Origin of the sequence: Streptomyces aurantiaciflavus (assembly GCF_049808595.1) — a bacterium.
In the GTDB taxonomy this organism is placed as follows: Bacteria; Actinomycetota; Actinomycetes; order Streptomycetales; family Streptomycetaceae; genus Streptomyces.
Map to the genome: position 1 here is coordinate 181,767 of NZ_JBNCAQ010000002.1, position 17,130 is coordinate 198,896.

Annotated in this window: 14 protein-coding genes; 11 read left to right on the forward strand and 3 right to left on the reverse strand. The window is 71.5% G+C overall.

Annotated features, from left to right (window positions below):
- Nucleotides 1–106: 106 nt before the first annotated feature.
- Entirely contained in the window at nucleotides 107–1,528 is a 1,422-nt protein-coding gene (locus ACPT94_RS02615; protein ID WP_425245069.1) for a family 43 glycosylhydrolase, read from the reverse strand.
- 55 nt (nucleotides 1,529–1,583) lie between these two features.
- Entirely contained in the window at nucleotides 1,584–3,083 is a 1,500-nt protein-coding gene (locus ACPT94_RS02620; RefSeq protein WP_425244978.1) for a family 43 glycosylhydrolase, read from the reverse strand.
- A 501-nt stretch (nucleotides 3,084–3,584) separates the two neighbouring features.
- Here ACPT94_RS02620 and ACPT94_RS02625 point away from each other — a divergent pair.
- Nucleotides 3,585–4,691, forward strand: a complete 1,107-nt coding sequence (locus ACPT94_RS02625) for an NAD(P)/FAD-dependent oxidoreductase (protein ID WP_425244979.1) — start codon at nucleotides 3,585–3,587, stop codon at nucleotides 4,689–4,691.
- Nucleotides 4,692–4,834: 143 nt separating this feature from the next.
- Here the strand turns inward: ACPT94_RS02625 and ACPT94_RS02630 are convergent, their stop codons facing one another.
- On the reverse strand, nucleotides 4,835–5,632 hold the full coding sequence (locus ACPT94_RS02630) for an IclR family transcriptional regulator (protein ID WP_360330622.1): 798 nt from the start codon (nucleotides 5,630–5,632) through the stop codon (nucleotides 4,835–4,837).
- A 307-nt stretch (nucleotides 5,633–5,939) separates the two neighbouring features.
- Between ACPT94_RS02630 and shiA the strand changes: the two genes are divergently transcribed.
- From shiA to ACPT94_RS02680, 10 genes are all read left to right on the forward strand, one after another.
- Nucleotides 5,940–7,307: a shikimate transporter gene (gene shiA / locus ACPT94_RS02635; protein WP_360330619.1), complete on the forward strand. Its 1,368-nt coding sequence runs from the start codon at nucleotides 5,940–5,942 to the stop codon at nucleotides 7,305–7,307.
- 132 nt (nucleotides 7,308–7,439) lie between these two features.
- A complete protein-coding gene (locus ACPT94_RS02640; protein ID WP_360330616.1) occupies nucleotides 7,440–8,405 on the forward strand; it encodes a zinc-dependent alcohol dehydrogenase in 966 nt (321 codons plus the stop codon).
- A gap of 128 nt (nucleotides 8,406–8,533) precedes the next feature.
- Nucleotides 8,534–9,295, forward strand: coding sequence for a DUF5919 domain-containing protein (locus ACPT94_RS02645; RefSeq protein WP_360330613.1), 762 nt, complete (start codon nucleotides 8,534–8,536; stop codon nucleotides 9,293–9,295).
- Between the two features lie 264 nt (nucleotides 9,296–9,559).
- Nucleotides 9,560–9,916, forward strand: a complete 357-nt coding sequence (locus ACPT94_RS02650) for a hypothetical protein (RefSeq protein WP_360330610.1) — start codon at nucleotides 9,560–9,562, stop codon at nucleotides 9,914–9,916.
- Entirely contained in the window at nucleotides 9,906–11,120 is a 1,215-nt protein-coding gene (locus ACPT94_RS02655; RefSeq protein ID WP_360330607.1) for a HesA/MoeB/ThiF family protein, read from the forward strand. The genes ACPT94_RS02650 and ACPT94_RS02655 overlap by 11 nt, the downstream gene beginning before the upstream one ends.
- The gene (locus ACPT94_RS02660) at nucleotides 11,117–11,632 is read left to right on the forward strand and encodes a ubiquitin-conjugating enzyme E2 (RefSeq protein WP_360330604.1); all 516 of its coding nucleotides are present in this window, start codon (nucleotides 11,117–11,119) and stop codon (nucleotides 11,630–11,632) included. The genes ACPT94_RS02655 and ACPT94_RS02660 overlap by 4 nt, the downstream gene beginning before the upstream one ends.
- Before the next feature lie 6 nt (nucleotides 11,633–11,638).
- Nucleotides 11,639–12,214: a hypothetical protein gene (locus ACPT94_RS02665; protein WP_360330601.1), complete on the forward strand. Its 576-nt coding sequence runs from the start codon at nucleotides 11,639–11,641 to the stop codon at nucleotides 12,212–12,214.
- A gap of 3 nt (nucleotides 12,215–12,217) precedes the next feature.
- Complete coding sequence (locus ACPT94_RS02670) at nucleotides 12,218–12,550, forward strand: EsaB/YukD family protein (RefSeq protein WP_360330598.1); 333 nt, start codon at nucleotides 12,218–12,220, stop codon at nucleotides 12,548–12,550.
- Nucleotides 12,547–14,214 (forward strand): M67 family metallopeptidase, encoded by a 1,668-nt coding sequence (locus tag ACPT94_RS02675; protein WP_360330595.1) that lies wholly within the window; start codon nucleotides 12,547–12,549, stop codon nucleotides 14,212–14,214. Before ACPT94_RS02670 ends, ACPT94_RS02675 begins: the two co-directional genes overlap by 4 nt.
- A 52-nt stretch (nucleotides 14,215–14,266) precedes the next feature.
- Complete coding sequence (locus tag ACPT94_RS02680; protein ID WP_425244980.1) at nucleotides 14,267–17,128, forward strand: hypothetical protein; 2,862 nt, start codon at nucleotides 14,267–14,269, stop codon at nucleotides 17,126–17,128.
- Nucleotides 17,129–17,130 lie beyond the last annotated feature (2 nt).

A 17,130-nucleotide genomic window follows, 5' to 3' on the forward strand; every position in this document is an offset into this window, starting at 1 on the left:
CCTCCGCTATAGTAGGGGGTCGGGGGGGGTCGTGCCGGCGGGGCCCGGGGGGGGGGCCCCGGGGGGGGGGGCCCGCCACCGGATCCCGTGGGTCAGTGGGGGCGTGTCACTGGGCGTAGTACGTCGCGTCCCCGCGGTCCGTCGCCGTGCTCAACGCCTGCACGTACAGCAGGTAGTTGTAGTGCCGGATGTAACGGCCCGGGAAGTTGTACGACTCGTAGGAGACGCCCGCCGAGTCGGCGAGGCCGGCCCGCTGGGAGAACGTGGCGTCGGACGCGAACTGCGCCGTGCCGTCGTTCTTCTCCACCCACACCTCGAAGTTCTTGTGCCGCAGGTAGTAGCCGGGGAAGTTGGCCGACTCCAGCGACACCGTCCCGCTGCCCGCCAGACCGGTCACCACCCGGAACTGCGAGTCCGCGAGCGGGCTCACGTTGGCCTCGATCCGGGCCCGGTACTCCCAGTGCCGGATGAAGCGGTCCGCGAAGTTGTAGGAGGAGAACCGCTGCGGGGTGACCCCGTCCGCGACCGGGATGCCGAAGTCGGGCGTGCCGTCGGCCTTCCAGTACACCTTCTGCACGCGGGTGCGGCGGTTGGGGTCGTTCAGCGGGTCGCCGGTGATGTCCTTGTAGCTGCGGTCGTGGTAGACGAGGACGTCGGACCTGCCGTCCTCGGAGACGGTGAACGAGTTGTGGCCGGGGCCGTACTGCGAGGTCGCGTCACTGGACTTGAAGACCGGCTGCGAACCCTTCGACCAGGACGCCGGGTTGGTGAGGTCGGCGCTCGCGGACGCGGTCAGCATGCCCAGGCAGTAGTTGGCGTCGGTCGCGCTCGCCGAGTACGTCATGAAGACCTTGCCGCCGTGTTGGATGACGGCCGGACCCTCGTTGACCTTGTAGCCGATCGTCTCCCACGACAGCGTCGGCTGCGAGAGCTCCGCCGGAGTCCCGGTGATCGTCCAGGGGTTGGCCATCTTCGCGAGGAACAGGCTGGTGTTGTTGTTCTCGGCCGGGTTGCGCTGCGCCCAGGCGAGGTAGCGCACGCCGTTCACGACGAAGGTGGTGGCGTCGAGGGAGAAGGTCTCCCAGGTGGTCTTGATCTGGCCCTTCTCGGTCCAGGTCGCGGTGAGCGGGTTGCTGCCGGTGCCCTCCAGGACGTACATCCGGATCGCCCAGATGTCGTTGGTGGCGCCGGCCGCGAAGTACACGTACCACTTGCCGTCGATGAAGTGGATCTCCGGTGCCCAGATGTGGGCGCCCATGACGCCGCTGGTGTGCTTGGTCCAGATGGTGACCTCCTGGGCCGTCGACAGGCCCTGGATGGTCGTCGCCCGGCGCAGCACGATGCGGTCGTACTCGGGGACCGTGGCGGTGAAGTAGTAGTAGCCGTCGGTGTGTTTGAAGATGTGCGGGTCGGCGCGCTTCTCGGCGATGGGGTTGGTGTACGTCACGGCGGGGGAGTCGGGGACGGCGGCCTGGGCGGGGGAGGCCGGGCCGACGAGGGCGGCGGCGAGGGCCACCAGGACGGCCATGAGCAGCCGAACGGCGTTGCGTCTCAAGGGGGTTCTCCAGATCAGAGGGGGACGATCAGGTGGTGGGGACGAGCTTCCACTGCTGGCAGTTGTTGTTCAGCCACGTCCACTGCCGTACGTCGGTGCCGTTCGCGGTGCCGCAGTCGGCGACGTCGGCGACCTTGCCGGTGCTCTCGTTGACGACGCGGACGTAGTCGCCGCTCGCGGTGAGGACGAGGCGGTAGCGCTGGCACTTGTTGTTCAGCCAGGACCACTGCCGGATGTCGGCGCCGTCGGCGGCGGAGCAGTCGGCGGTGTCCATCACCTTGCCGGTGGCGACGTTGACCAGCCGGTTGGTGTCGTCGCCGAGGTCCTCGAGCCTCCACTTCTGGTTGGCCCCGCCGTTGCAGGTCCACTGGAAGATGTTGGTTCCGTCGGCCGTGCCGCCGCCGTTCACGTCCAGGCACTTGCCGCTGTTGCGGTTGACGAGGGTGTACGACGTCGGCGTGGTGGCCGTCTCGCCGGACGGGCCGGGAAGCGTCGTGCCGAGCGCGACGGGCGTACCGAAGTTCGGGGTGCCGTCGGCGTTCCAGGTGAACTCCTGGGCGCGGGTGGTCCGACCGTTGCCGCAGCCGCCGTTCGCCGCGGAGTTGGCGTGGTAGACGATCCAGTTCTCGGTGCCGTCGGGCGAGGTGAAGAAGCCGTTGTGGCCGGGCCCGTACACGCTGTTGGCGTCACTGCGCTGGAAGACCGGCGTCTGCTTCTTGGTCCAGGACGCCGGGTTCAGTGGGTCGTCGCCGGTCAGCTCCAGCTGGCCCAGCTTGTAGTCGGGGGTTCCGCAGAAGCTTGCGGAGAAGGTCAGGAACGTGCGGCCGTCGTGATACAGCGGCTCGGGTCCCTCGTTGACCGCGCCGCCGGAGGTCTCCCAGCTCAGGGTGGGGCTGGAGATGATCGTGAAGGTGGAGCTGCTGAGCGTGTACGGGTTGCTCATCGGCGCGATGACCAGGCTCTGCTTGCTGCCGTTGATGAAGCCGCTGCCCACCAGGTAGAGCTTGCTGTCGTGCTCCAGCACGGTCGCGTCGATCAGCCAGCCGCCCGGAGTCAGATTCGACCCGGTGAGCGAACCCTTGTAGGTGTACGGCCCCATGGGGTCGGTGCCGGCGCTCTCCAGCACGTGGGTGCGCTGGGAGTCGCAGCAGGAGACACCGCTCTGCCCGGCCGAGTAGTACACGTACCAGTGGCCGTTGAAGAGGTGCATCTCCGGCGCCCAGATGTTGGTGTTCCGCGTCGAGGTGGTGTCCGACCACACCTGTACGTTGGGCGCGGTGGCGAGGCCCGCCAGGGTGGGGGACTTGCGGATGCCGAGGATGCCGGTGAACGTCGTGGTGATCAGGTAGTAGTTGCCGTCGTGGTACTGCAGCCACGGGTCGGCGCCCTTGAACGACTTCAGCGGGTTGGTGTACGGGCGCCCGTCCGCCGCGGACGCCGGCTGTGTGGTCGCCACCAGCGCGAGGAGGGCGGCGAGCACACAGAGGATCAGTGATCTCCGGCGTTTCGTCGGGGGCCGGTGAGACATCCGAGGCATACGAGACCGTCCCTTGTCCGTAATTTCGAACGTAGTTCGTAACTTCGGCCGAAACATAGGGGTCGGGCATGTCTCCGTCAATGGTTTCGACCAAGGAGGCTCCCCGCCGAGGCGGAACGCGGCCGGGTCGGCGATCCGGCCCTGCCGCCCCGTCAGTCGACCCTGCTCTTCGGCGGGGTGAGTGCCTGGGCCGGTGCCCGCGCGGACGACCTGAGATGGCTGGACGTGCCGACGGTGCCGACCGTGCCCGACGCCGCAGGCGTGCGCCGGCCCCAAGGGCGCCGGGCAGGGGCAGGGGCGGTCCGCCCGGTCCGCGTCCTGGGGCGGGTACTGGTCGCGCCGGAGCCGTGGCGGTCCGTACGCTTCACACAATCCGCACAGGAGTCCAGTGAAGCTTTAGAGTTCAAGGGCTACGCTCGTCGCCATCCGAGTGGCCGGGAGAGCCCAGGCGCCACGGTACTCGGCTCCCCCCACAAAGCTCAGGAGTCCGGTGTGCGTGACGGCGACGTAGTGGTGATCGGCGGCGGCTACGCGGGCGTCCGTCTGGCGAAACGGCTGGACGCGACGGCGCGGGTCACCCTGGTGGACCGCAAGGAGATCTTCTTCCACCGCATCGCCTCCCTGCGCGCCGGCGTGCGCCCGGAGTGGACGGTGACCCCCTTCATCCCGTACGACCGACTGCTGCGCCACGGCCGTGTCGTCGCGGGCAAGGCGGTCCGCATCGACACGGGCGAACGGCAGGTGGTGCTGGCGACGGGGGAGCGGCTGCCCTACGACGTGCTGGTCATCGCCACCGGCGCCGACTATCCCGAACCGGCCCGCTTCACGGGCACCACCACGGAGGAGGCGGCCAAGGCGTTCGCCGCCCACCAGCGGAGCGTCGCCACCGCCGAACACGTCCTCGTCGTCGGCGGCGGCCCCTCCGGAGTCGAGCTCAGCGCCGAGATCCGCCTGGCCAGACCGGACGTCCGGATCACCCTCGCCCACTCCGGGCCGACCCTGCTCCACGCCACGGGCAGCACACGTGCCGCACGCAAGGCGCAGGCCTGGCTGGAGGCGCACGACGTGGAGGTGCGGCTCGACTCCTTCATGTCCCCCGGCCACGACTTCGGCACCTACCGCGACGCCCGCGGCACCGTCCTCGAAGCCGACCTCTCCTTCTGGGCGACGGGCACCACCCCCAACACGCTCTGGCTGCGTCTGGCCGGGCACGGCGACTGGCTGAACCCGAGCGGGCATGTGAAGGTCGACCGCACCCTGCGGGTCGAGGGGCGGCTCGACGTGTTCGCGGTGGGCGACGTCAACGACGCCACCGAGCTCAAGATCACCCCTGTCGCGCTCGCCCAGGCGGACCTCGCCGCCTGGAACATCCGCACCTACCTGAACAGCGCCGGCAGACACCGCAAGGAGCCCCGCCTCTACCGGCCCGTCCACCGCACCCCGCTCATCGTGCCGTTCGGCGCGGCCGACGGGCTGACCATGCTGCCCGTCCCCGGCGGCGAGACCGCGGTCCTCGGCGGCCGCACCGCCGTCCTGGCCAAGGCGAAGACCCTCATGACCCCGTACATGAGGCGCCAGCTCGGCTACACCGCGACCTGACGCACCGAGGACGCGACGGCAGCCGCCGAGACGGGTGAGGCCGCGCGGCCGGCCGGCTGATCCACCGGGGCGGCGGCCCCGGCCACCCGGAGCCGGCCCCTGCCGCCGTCGGGCCGTCGCGCGCGTGACGTCGCGCGGCGAGCTCAACGGCCCGCGCTCAGCGGATGGCTGAACCCCTGTGCGGAGATCAGGCCGGCCGCGTCGGCGAGGTCGGTGGCGAAGCGTTCCACGGCCTCGTAGGGGAAGCGCTGGCTGGGGCCGCTGAGGGAGAGCGAGGCGATGACCGTGCCCGTGCGGCCGGTGACCGGGACGGCGACGGCGGTCAGGCCCTCGTCCCACTCGCTGCTGCTGACGGCGTAACCGCGCTGGGCCGCCTCCCGTGCCCAGGCGCGCAGCCGGTCCGCGTGCGCCTCGCCCTGGGGGGAGGCGGCGGCGACCCGGCGCAGCAGCGCCTCGGAGGCGTCCCGCAGGAGGACCTTGGAGGAGGCGCCGGCCCACAGGGGCTGTTCGTCGCCGACGTCGACGACGTGGCGCAGGGGGTGGGGGCTCTCCTCGTGGGCGACGCAGACGCGGTGGGTGTCGCGGGCGACGAAGAGGTTGACGGTCTCGCCGAGCCGGTCGGCGAGGTCCCGCATGACCTTGCGCGTCTCGCGCGGCACCTCCCACTGGCTGCGCGCCAGGTAGGCCCAGCGCCACAGCCCGGGACCGGCGGTGTAGCCGTTCGGGTGCGACCACAGCAGGCCGCTCTCCTCCAGGGTCTGCACCAGCCGCAGCACGGTGGTCTTGGCCAGCCCGGTGGCGTCGGTGATCTCGCGCAGGGTGATGACGGGCCGGTCCTCGCTCAGCAGGCCGAGGATGTCCAGGGCGCGCCGCACACTGCGCACGCCCCCCGTACCGGCCTGCTCTCTCCCCAGCTCCACCGATGGGTCCCTGTCGTCCACGCGGATCCTCCCCGTACCCGTCCCTACTCGTGCGTACCCCCGACGTTAGTCCGCCAGGTGGACCGATGGAACCGTAAAGCCGAAGAAACTTTGGCGTAACCCCTTGATGCACCTCTTCGGCGCCCATATGTTTCCGCCACTTGGTTCGATCGGTCCGTTGAGCGGACCTGGTCCTGAGGGTCGCCGCCCCCACCGCTGTGGCGATGGCCCGGTGTGCCGGTGACGGCCCGCTCCGCACCCGGGAGCCCCGCCGTCGTCCGAGCGTCAGTCCCCGACCGCAGCCGCAGCATCGCATGGAGTGTGTGAGATGAGCAGTACCCAGAACCCGGCCACGACCGGCGGCGCCGGAGCGTCCGGCGTGGCGAGGAGAGCGGCGATCGCGAGCTTCATGGGAGCCGTGGTCGACTGGTACGACTTCTTCCTCTACGGCATCGTCGCCGGTCTGCTCTTCGGCGACCTGTTCTTCCCCGACGCCTCGCCGGCCGTGGGCACCCTGGCCGCCTGGGCCACCTTCGGCGTCGGCTTCCTCTTCCGTCCGCTCGGCGGCATCGTCTTCGGCCACTTCGGCGACCGGCTGGGCCGCAAGCGGATGCTCGTCCTCACCATGCTGATCATGGGTGTGGCCAGCACCCTGATCGGTGTCCTGCCCACCTACGCGACGGCCGGAGTCTGGGCGCCCGTCCTGCTCGTGTTCCTGCGGGCCGCGCAGGGCTTCGCGGTCGGCGGCGAGTGGGGCGGGGCCGCGCTGATGGCGGTGGAGAACGCCCCCGCCAAGTGGCGCTCCCTCTACAGCAGCGGCGTCCAGGTCGGCGCCTCGGTCGGTCTGCTGCTCGCCACCCTCATCACCAAGGTCATGTCGGGCGCCACGTCGGACGCGGCCTTCCGCGACTGGGGCTGGCGGGTGCCGTTCCTGGCCAGCGCGGCCCTGGTGATCGTCGGCCTGGTCGTCCGCGCCAAGGTCGAGGAGTCCGAGGTCTTCACCAGGAGGGTCGCCGCGATGGGCGAGGACAAGAAGCCCCGGGTGCCGCTGATCGCCGCCGTCCGGTCCAACCCCAAGGGCTTCTTCGCCATCATCGGCCTGCGCTTCGTGGAGCTGTTCACCTTCTACGGCGTCACCACCTTCGGACTCGCCTACGGCACCGACGAACTCGGCCTGGACCGCGACAGCCTGCTCAACGTCAACCTGGCCGTCGGCGGACTCGCCGTCCTCACCATCCCGGCCTTCGCCTATCTCGCCGACCGCTTCGGCCGCCGCCGCGTCTACTGCTGGGGCGCGCTGGCCGGTGCGGTGAGCGCGGTGCCGTACTTCTGGGCGATGGAGTCCGGCTCGCTCGTGCTGATCGTCGCCTGCGCCGTCCTGCTGGTGAACATCGCGCACGACATGGCGGTCTCCGTCCAGCAGTCCCTGTTCACCGACATGTTCGGCCCCGAGTACCGCTACAGCGGCGCCGGCGTCGGCTACCAGCTCGCCAGCGCGATCGGCGGTGGCTTCACCCCCTTCGTCGCCGGCTCCCTGGTGCTCTGGGCGGACGGCGGCTGGACGCTGGTCGCCGCGTACATCGCCCTCGGGTGCGCCGTCTCCTTCCTCGTCGCGCTGCGCATGCGGGGCGACCGGGAGACCGGGGCCCCGGAGCAGGGGCGGCAGCGCGTGGAGGCCGCGGACGCGGCCGCCTGACCGAGCCGCCCCCGCCGGGGCCCCGCTGGTACCGGGGCCCCGGCGTTCTTGTCGGGAGACCACTCGCGCCCTACTCTGACCGCAGAGTGGATTGACTGATCCGTCTAGTGGACCTTGATCGTTGGAGTTCCGGTGATAGCAGCTGTCCTCACGGCCCCGGGCCGGATCGAGACCGTCGACGACTGGCCCGCCCCGGTCTGCGGCCCGCGCGACGTCATCGTGCAGCTGGACGGCGTGGGCCTGTGCGGCAGCGACCTCGCGGTCTTCCACGGCAGGCGCCGACCGCCCGCGATGCCCTGGGTCATGGGCCACGAGGGCTTCGGACGGATCGCCGCCGTCGGCAGCGACGTACGGGACCGCCAGGTGGGCCAGCGGGTCGTCATCGAACCCAACTACGCCTGCCTGACGTGCGCGGACTGCCTCACCGGCCTGACCTCCGCCTGCCCGCACCGGGCCATCGTCGGCCTGAACGCCCCGGGCGTCCTGGCCCGACGGGCGGCGGTCCCCGCTCCCTTCGCCCACCCGGTCCCGGACGGCGTCGGCGACGCCGACCTCGCCGCCACCGAGCCCTACACCGTGGCCCGGGCCGCCGTACGCCGCAGCGGCGTCACGGCCGCCGACCGCTGCCTGGTCGTCGGCGCGGGCGCCCAGGGCCTGCTGGTCTGCCTCATCCTGTCCCGCCTCGGCATCGAACCCGTCGTCACCGAACCCCATCCGCTGCGGCTCGCCCGCGCCGCCCGGCTGGGCGCGACCCCCGACGACGGCCGCACCGGCTTCACCTACGTCTTCGAGACCTCCGGCCACGCGCCCGCCCTGCGCCCGGCCGTGGACCGCGCCGCCCCCGGCGCCACGGTCGTCCTGATCGGCCTCAACCACGCGCGACTGCCGCTCAGCACCGACGACCTGGTCCGCCGTCAGCTGGTGCTGCACGGCTCGATGATCTACGACCACCCCGCCGACTTCGCCACCGCGATCGCCGAACTCCCCCAGGCCCGGCCCGGAGCCGTCGTCGAGGCCCACTTCCCGCTGCACCAGGCCCAGCAGGCCTTCGCCGGCGCCGCCGAACGCGCCGGGAAGACCTGGATCGGCATTCCTTAGCACACGAGCGTGATCGACCACCCGAGATCACGCGAAGACACGGCCTGGCCGGGGGCGTGATGGCATCCCTACTGTGAGCTCTTCGGCGCACCGCGCCTCGTACCGGGAGCGAGCAACGGGGGGCATCCATGCGACGGACCTGGCAGCGCGTGCTCGGCGATCTCCGGACGCGCACGCATCTGGACGCCTACGTGGTCTCCGCGTGCGCCCTCGTCTTCTGCGTGCTGTCCCTGATCGGTGACGTCCTGTCCGAGCGGCTGCTGCTGACCGCCCTGCTGGCCGGTGTGGGCCTGTTGGTCTTCCGGATCACGCTGCCCGAGCGGGGCGCCTCGGACGTGGACGCGGTCCTGCACGACCGCACCGACTTCGACTCGGTCCCCGTCGCCGGCCGGCTGGCCGGGGCGCGCGAGGTCGCCGTGTTCGCCCCCTCGGGCATCAACCTGCTCAGTTCGAGCACCTGCGAGGCGCTGCGCAGCCAGGTGCTGGCCCGCGCCGACGGGAAGGTGCGCGTACTCCTGCTCGATCCGTCGGCGACGGAGGCGGTGCGCGTGGCCGCCCGGCAGCTGGACGACGGGCAGGAGTTCTCGGTGGAGTCGCTGGCCCCGTCACTGCGGACGGTGGTGTCCCGTATGGAAATGATGCGGAACTGGAATGTCCCGGGAAGCTTCGAATACCGGCTCATCGACTTCAGTCCCGGATTCAGCATGTTCACCGTTGATCCCGGCACCGACAACGGATCGCTGATCGTCGAATTTCACGCCGTTCACGGGCGTCACACCGGCACCCGTATGCACATCGCTCTGACACGGGCGAGCAGCATTCGCTGGCACGACTACTGGATCGACCAATTCGAACATCTTTGGTCCCTGGGCCGGACGCCCGCCAACTGACCGGCAGACATGGGGGATTCCGCTTTTATGCCCCTGTCACCATCTTGCCCACCCGCCCATTCCGTGTTGATAATGGGCGGCCCTACACAGCCGCGAAAATCAGGCGGATTGCCCATGGGTTCGACCGTTCCATCCTTCCCCAGACTGGACTTCCGGGGTTGGTGCATAGTTCTGCCGGAGCGAGGCCGTCACTTCCTGCTGCCCGCCGAAAATCCTCGGGAACCACTGAATGCCGAGGTCTCCGAACGCAAGTCCGGTTTATGGGTGCTGCGCACCGAGTCGGGGCTCGGCGTGCTGGTGCCGGACGGCATGGAGGTCATCCGCAACGGCACCGCGGTCACCGGAATGGCCGTTCTGCACCAGGGGGACACCCTGGAATTCGGCGGCCGGCTCGCCGTCTACGAAGAGGTCCAGCGACTGACCCTCGCCCCGGGCGACGCCCTGACCGGCCGTCACTGCCCGCACTGCTTCACCACCTTCGCGGCCGGGACCGAGGTCGTCCGCTGCCCGCTGTGCGGAGAGGGCTACTGCCCGGACTGCTGGGAGCACTTGGTGGGGAGCCGCTGCTGCTCACGCAACTGCCACTTCTCTCCGGACAGTCAGGGGACGCATGACCAGTGAGCGCCACGCCCCGCCGGCGTCGGTCCGGTGGTGGCGCGAGGATCTGCTGGCGGACGCCAGGGCCGTCGTGGTCGGGGCCGGCGCCCTGGGGAACGAGGTGGTCAAGAACCTCGCCCTGCTCGGCTGGGGGACGGTCGTCCTGATCGACTTCGACCGCGTGGAGAGCGGCAACCTCGGCAAGTCCGTGCTGTTCACGGACAAGGACGTCGGGCGCCCCAAGGTCGAGGTCGCCCGGTCGGCCGCCGCCCGGCTCAACCCCGGCTGCGCGGTCGTCGCCCTGGACGGGGAACTGCGCACCGTGGCCGGCGCCGGGCTGTTCGCCCGGATGGACGTCGCCTTCGGCTGCGTCGACAACGCGGCCGCCCGGGTCGCCCTCGGGCAGCTCGCGGGACTGGCGGACTGTCTGTTCGTCGACGGCGGACTCACCTCGTGGGAGGGGGCGGTGCGCCTCTACGCCCCGGACGACACCCGCCCCTGCTATGTGTGCACGCTGACCGAGGAGGACCTCGGCGACCTGACCCTGCGCCATTCCTGCCTCGCCTACGCCCGGCGCGCCCAGTACGGACAGGGCGTGCCCACCACCGCCCTCGGGGCGTCCGTGGTGGCGGCGCTCATGGTGCAGCAGGCGGTGAAGTGGATCCACCACGACCCGGACGCCCTGCCCGTCCGTCTCGGCGAGGAGATACGCCTCGACCTCGCCCACGACCAGTACGTCCGCACCACGCTCCCGCGACGCGAGGACTGCTGGCTGCATCCACAGGCCGCCGCCCCGGCCGCCGCCCCGGCCGAATGGGCTCGCGCCGCCACCGACTGGGCCGGTCTCCTCGGCTCCTGGCGGCACGCCGCGAACGACCCCGACGCGGTGCTGCGCCTGCCGATGGAGATCAACGCGCGCACGACCTGCCCGGCCTGCGGCGGCACCCGCCCGGTCAACCGCGTCCAGGCGAGCACGGGCGGCCCCGAGGACGGGTACGGCCGCTGCGCCGACTGCGGCGGAAGAACCGTCCCCGACCTGTCCAACGTGGTGACCGGCGACGAACCCTGGATCGGGCTCTCCCCCGGGGAGACCGGCTTCCCCCCGTGGAGCTGGGTCGAGACCGGCCCCGGAGGCACCGCGGACGCCGGCGCCGCCGTACACCTGGAACTCCCCGGATATCCCGCCGAGTCGGAACTGGCGGGACTGGACCCGAGGCGGCGCGGATGACATCACCACGGCACCGGCGCCTCGCGAACGACTACGCGGGAATGCTCGACCTCGCCCAGTCGAGCGAACTGATCAGCTTCCACAGCCTCGGAAATCCGCCCACGAAATACACCGTCACGCTGCGCTGCCTCGGCCTCGTCCAGATCAAGGACGTCCTGGTCCAGTCGGAGGAGCACGAATTCGATCTCGTGCTGGGCGAGAAGTTTCCGGTGCTGCCGCCCGTCGTGGTGTGGAGAACGGCCATCTTCCACCCGAACTTCAAACCCCCGGACGTGTGCATGGGCGACATCTGGTATCCGGGGCTCTCCCTCGCCGAACTGTGCGTGGCGCTGTGCGAACTCGTCCAGTACAAGTCCTTCAACATCTACGACCCGCTCGACGGAAAAGCCGCCCTGTGGCTCTGGGAGCAGCTGAACGTGGACGAAACGATCGTACCGATCGACCCCCGTCCGGCCATCAGCCCGGAATTCGAGATCATCGCCACTCCGCGCCCCGAGCCAGGGGAGGAATGAGCCGCCATGCCCCGACTCGACGCGCACAGTGTCGCCGGCCACTTCGACCAGCTCGGCTGGCACTACCGCATCGTCGACAACAACACCGTGCTCACCGGCGTACGGTGTCTCGTCCCCTGCTACGACTACCGGGCGGCGCTGGAGGTGCGCACCACCGAACGCTGGGTGTACCTGCGGGTCCTGCTGCAGCGCGACGTCCTGCCCGCCCGGCGCGTGACCGTGCTGCGGTTCCTCTCCCGCTGGAACCAGCGGTGCCATCAGGCCCGTCTGCTGCTGGTCGACGACTGCGTCGTCGTGCAGGCCGAAATCGCCGCCGTGCAGTGTCATTTCGGCGCATTCCGTGACGCGCTGTCCGCCGTGTGCCGGTACAGCGAACTCGTCGGGGTGGAAGTCTCCGTTCTCGCCACGAACCCCGCCGCCTCCGAACTCTACGAAGCGGTCGAAGCCGCTCGGGAGAACGACTACTCGCCCACCGCCGGCCGGGGCCTCACGGCCGAAGAACTGGACTTCGACTTCGATCTCGTGGTGAATCCCACGTCGTCGTCCGCAGCCGTCCCCGCCCCTTCAACCGCTGCGAGGTAAAGCATGGCAGCCCCCGCTCCGGAAACCGTTCCCATCATTCTCCGCGCGAGTTTCGGTACCGGCTCCTGGGACATCTCCCTGCCCCTGGACGTCAATGTCGCGGCCATCATCAAGAAACTCGTCAGCCGCCCGGACCTGGGTTTCACCGAACAGGACAGCAGCGGACTGCGCATCCCCTACCGGCTCCGGTGGCAGGAGGGCAACCGCTACCTGCTGGAGGGCGAGACCCTGCGCGCCGCCCAGGTCACCGCCGGTCACACCCTGGTCATGTCGGCCGAGGCGCGCGCCGGTGTCACCGCCTCGCAGCCCGACACACCGGCCGGGGTCCGTTCATGACCGATGCCGAGCCGGACTTCTCGATCGACCCGGTGCCGAGGGTCTCCCTGAAGGACACGCCCCCGAGCATCGCCGAACTGCCGCTGGGCGCCGACGGCTTCCGGCTGGAGGTCGCCGACCACGTGCTGGCCGCCCTGCGCAGTCACGCCGCACTCGACCCGGAACAGGAGTGCGGAGGCGTCCTGCTGGGACGGCACTACCGCTCCGACGACAGGTACGCGGTGCGGATCACCGACTCGCTCGCGGTGCCCAGCGAGAGCCGGAGCCAGGTGCACTTCGACTTCGACGCCACCTCGATGGACGCCATCTTCGCCCGCCTGGAGGACGGCGACGAGTACGTCGTCGGCTGGTACCACTCGCATGTGGCGGGCGCCCCGTTCATGTCCACGATCGACCGGCGCACCCACCGGCGCCACTTCACCGACCCCTGGTACGTGTCCTGCGTGGTGGGAGCCGGGGAGTGGGGCGTGCCGGTGGGCTTCTGGCGGTGGGTCGACGGCCGGCTGCGCGCCGTCGACGAGTACTGCGTCACGACCCGGGCCGTCCCCCCGCACGCGGTGCTGGAGAACCACCGGCGGTCCCTGCGGGCCTGTGGCATGCCGGAGGACCCGAGCGAGGCCTCCGCCCTGCGGGCCCTGAGCCTGTTCCCGGCCCTCGGCATCGATCCCCGCGGCCCGCTGGGACGGGCCCTGCTGCCGCCGAAGCAGCTGTCGGGGGGCCGGCGGTGGCTGCTGGGGAGCGGCTCGGAACTCCAGCTCGTCGTCGGGCTCGCGAGCGCCGCCGCCGAGGACACGAGCGCCGCGGCCGAACTGGCGCGCGCCAGGGACCGGCTCCTGCTCACCCGCCCCCTGCGGGACGTCCTGCAACGCTCCCTGCTCGACGACGACTTCAGCGACCTCATGGCCGTCCAGCGCGGCGTCTGCTGCATGCTGGACCCGGACGAGGGGACGGTGCGCCGCTACGACATCGCCCGCGGCATGGCGGTGCACGTGTCCCTGGGCGTCCGCCTGAACACCCTCTCCTTCGGCCCCGACGACGATCTCTACCTCACGGCGGACGACCAGCGGCTGTACAAGCTGCCCCCGACCGTCAAGCAGGACGAGGCCGGCTACCAGTACGAGTTCCACACCATGGTGCTGAGAGGGCTCGAGGGCGCCTGCCGGCAACTCCTCGCCGCCCAGGACGAGATCTGGGTCCTCACCGACGACGACCGCTGGTACCGCTACCCCTACCCCCAGCGCATCGAGGGCGTCAGCCCACTGGAATCGGGGCCGCTTCCCGCCGCCGACCAGCATTTCGTCCTGGAGGAACCGGTGTCGGAGTCCGCCTCCGCGCCCTTCCTGCTCACCTCCCGGAACGGCTCGCTCGGCACCTGGCGGTGGGAGGCCGGGACATGGGTGGCCCAGAGCACGTGCGAGCTGCCGCAGCCGTTCCACGACGCACCGATCGTCCAGGCCTGCCGCGGGGGACAGGGCCTCCACGTCCTGTTCGAACACCGCACGGGGAACCAACTCGCCCTCTTCGAAAGGCAGACGCTGAAATTGCTCTGCCACTTCCTCGACTCGGACAGCACCGACCCGGTCGGTCCCACGGGACTGTGCGCGGACCGCACCGGGCGCGTCTACGTCCGGGCCGCCGAGTCGCTGTACCGGGTCAGGGTCTGAGGGGGCACGGCGGACCGTGACCGGCGGGGGAGAGGACGGAGAGGGGGAGCGGATGACCGAACCGACGGTGGCCGAGTGTCTGCTCGACGGGGACCCGGTACGGGCGGCCCGCGCGTTCGCCACGGCCCACGGACTGGCCGTACCGCCGGAGGCGCCACGGGCGGCCGCCGTCGACAGCGACGCCGTCCGCGAACTGGCCGACGCGGTGCGCGAGGAGCGACCCGAGGACGCGCAGTGGTGGGCGCGGGCAGCGGAACTCTGGCTCGCTCTGCGCATGGCCGCCACGGCGGTCTCCTGCACCCTGCGCGCCCGGCACCTGCTCAACCAGGGGACACGGGCCGCTCCCGGACTGGTCCGCCGGCTCAGCGAGACGGACGCGGCGGCGCGGTCGGCACTCCCGGCGGTCGGCGCCCCGGCCGAGGACCCCACCGGACCCGCCGAACCCGAGGGCGCCTACGCCAAGTACGAAAGGCTCCTCGACCAGCGGGCCCGCGACCGGTTCGTCCTCGACGCGGACGTCAAGCGGCGGTGGCACCGCGAGGGACGCTACTGGCTGATCGTGGAGGACCTGCTCGCCGAGGCCGCGCTCAGGCCACTGGAGCACTGGCTGTACATCGACACCGAGGACCTGGTGCGCTGCGGCCGTGCCCTGCACGCGCTCGGCGACCGCGTCTCGGCCTACGCCTGCTTCAGCCTGGTGGTGTCCGTGCACGGTGAGCCCACCACGGAGTTCGGCGACGACAACCCCGGCGATCCCCATGTGAGGTACGCGCACACCTATCTGAACCGCTCGCCCGGTCTGGCGGACCGGCTCGGCGAGCCGGCGCCGTCGGGCCACCACGTCCGGGGTTCGGCACTCGCCGAATGGCTGGAGCGGGAGGGCCTGCAGGAAGAACTGCTGGCCGGTCCGCACGTGCGGAACCTGTGCGCCGGGCCGATGCGCGGCCGGCACCGCACGCTGCGCCGTCAGCTCGAAGGCATCGCCCGGCGCAACCGGTGGTTCCTGCCCCTGACCGACCCGATGGCTTCCGTCCCGGACCTGCCGGACACGGCGGCGCCGGTCACCGCGGCCCCGCCGCGGGCCTCCCTCCGCGGCGGCGTCCGCGCCCTGCGGGGACAGACACGCGCCGGCGCGGGCACCGCCCCCGGACACACCCGACCCGCCCCCGAGGACCTGCCCCCGCACCCGCCGAAGAGCCCGCCCCCGAACCTGTCCGAGACCCTGTCCGAGGACCTGCCGCCGCACCCGCCGAAGAGCCCGCCACCGAACCTGTCCGAGACCCTGTCCGAGGACCTGCCGCCGCACCCGCCGAAGAGCCCGCCACCGGACCTGCCCGAGACCCTGTCCGAGGACCTGCCGCCGCACCCGCCGAAGACCCCGCCACCGGACCTGTCCGAGACCCTGCCCCAGCACCCGCCGAAGACCCCGCCCCCGAACCTGCCCGAGACCCTGCGCCCGGACCTGCGCGAGACCCTGCCACTGGACCGGCCCGAGACCCTGCTCCCGGAACTACGCGAGGCTCCGGCCCGGCTTCTCCCCGCGCCCCCGGACCCCGCACTGCTGCGTACGGTGGTCGGCCTCGGGCCGGACGGCGGCGACCAGGTTCTGGAGATCACACCGGGCAGCCCCGCGTTGCTGCTCGGCAGCGCCGGCGACCCGCAGCTGACCGGACACCTCGCGGCCGAACTGGTGGCCGCCGGCATCCCGGTGCTGTGGGCCCGGCTGCCCGGGCCCGAGGACCCCGCGCAGGGCGTCACCGACAGCTGGCACCGGCTCGCCGACGGCGGCTACTGGGGGCGGCGAGCGCACTCCTGGACGACCGAGATCAAGAACCCCGGCACCCGTGCCGCGGTCCTCGACCGCCTGATCGCCGGTGCGGGCCCGTGCCCCGACCCGGCGGGCGACGACTGCCTGAGCGGACTGCTCGACGCGGTCTGCTACGACGAGGGGGCGGACGAACTGTCCGAGGGCGGCAGCCAGACCCTGCGCCGGCTCGCCGCCCGGGTGGTCGAGGCCCGGGCCCGCATCAGTTACTCCGGCCCCGACGCGCTCCGGCGCACGGCCCTGCTCCTGGAACGCACCACCAGGGCCGCCGAGTCCCTGCGCGAGGCCATCTCCATGAGCTGGGAGGAACCCCGCCGCCCGGCGCCGACCGCGCCGCGCGCGGTGCTCCTGGAACTCCCCAAGGACGACCCGACCGCCGCGGCCGTGGCACTCGCCCTGGTCACGGGATCCCTGATCCGGACCGCCGAGGCCGTACGGGGCGGCGACAGCGCCCCGGCCGCCGCGACCGACGTCTGGCCGGAGGGACTCGACCTCGTCATCCAGCCGCGGGACACCACGGACGAGACCGGGGAGACAGGGGAGACCGGGACGGACACCGCAGGCGACACCCCCGACACCACCACCCCGTCACAGTCTCCGGCCGCCGCGCCCGAGGCGCCCCAGGACACCGCCCCCTGGTTCGACCGGCCGCCCGACGACGCCACCGACTACGCCGCCCGCGCCGAACTCCCCTCGGCCTGGGAGGAGCGGCGGATGATCCTTCCGCACGACTGGCGACCGGTGTGCGTACTGGTGTCCGGGAGCCTGGCGACCGTACCGGCCCCGCTCCTCGACTGGTTCTGTGCCGACGGGGCGGCACACGAACACGGCCTGGTCGTCGCGAGCGCCTCCGTCGCACCCGTCGAACTGCGGACGGCGGCGCGCTACGGCACGTTCCTGGTGGGCGAGTCCCTCCACCGCGACGCGGAGCTGCGTACGGCGTTCGAGGTGGGCGCCGGTGTCCGGCTGCCGCCCGCGGCCGGCGCCGAGGACACCGACGCCTGCCTGGTGCGGTGCGCCGGCCCGGGAGCCGCCCGCTCCGCACGGCTGGTGCTGTGGCCCCGTACCGCGATCGGAAGGGAGGGATGACC

Excerpts from the sequence above, each read along its gene's own strand:
- ACPT94_RS02615 (WP_425245069.1), bottom strand. The coding sequence starts at position 1,528 with ATGGCCGTCCTGGTGGCCCTCGCCGCCGCCCTCGTCGGCCCGGCCTCC.
- ACPT94_RS02620 (WP_425244978.1), bottom strand. The coding sequence starts at position 3,083 with ATGTCTCACCGGCCCCCGACGAAACGCCGGAGATCACTGATCCTCTGT.
- shiA (WP_360330619.1), top strand. The coding sequence starts at position 5,940 with ATGAGCAGTACCCAGAACCCGGCCACGACCGGCGGCGCCGGAGCGTCC.
- ACPT94_RS02645 (WP_360330613.1), top strand. The coding sequence starts at position 8,534 with ATGCGACGGACCTGGCAGCGCGTGCTCGGCGATCTCCGGACGCGCACG.
- ACPT94_RS02655 (WP_360330607.1), top strand. The coding sequence starts at position 9,906 with ATGACCAGTGAGCGCCACGCCCCGCCGGCGTCGGTCCGGTGGTGGCGC.
- ACPT94_RS02660 (WP_360330604.1), top strand. The coding sequence starts at position 11,117 with ATGACATCACCACGGCACCGGCGCCTCGCGAACGACTACGCGGGAATG.
- ACPT94_RS02665 (WP_360330601.1), top strand. The coding sequence starts at position 11,639 with ATGCCCCGACTCGACGCGCACAGTGTCGCCGGCCACTTCGACCAGCTC.
- ACPT94_RS02670 (WP_360330598.1), top strand. The coding sequence starts at position 12,218 with ATGGCAGCCCCCGCTCCGGAAACCGTTCCCATCATTCTCCGCGCGAGT.
- ACPT94_RS02675 (WP_360330595.1), top strand. The coding sequence starts at position 12,547 with ATGACCGATGCCGAGCCGGACTTCTCGATCGACCCGGTGCCGAGGGTC.
- ACPT94_RS02680 (WP_425244980.1), top strand. The coding sequence starts at position 14,267 with ATGACCGAACCGACGGTGGCCGAGTGTCTGCTCGACGGGGACCCGGTA.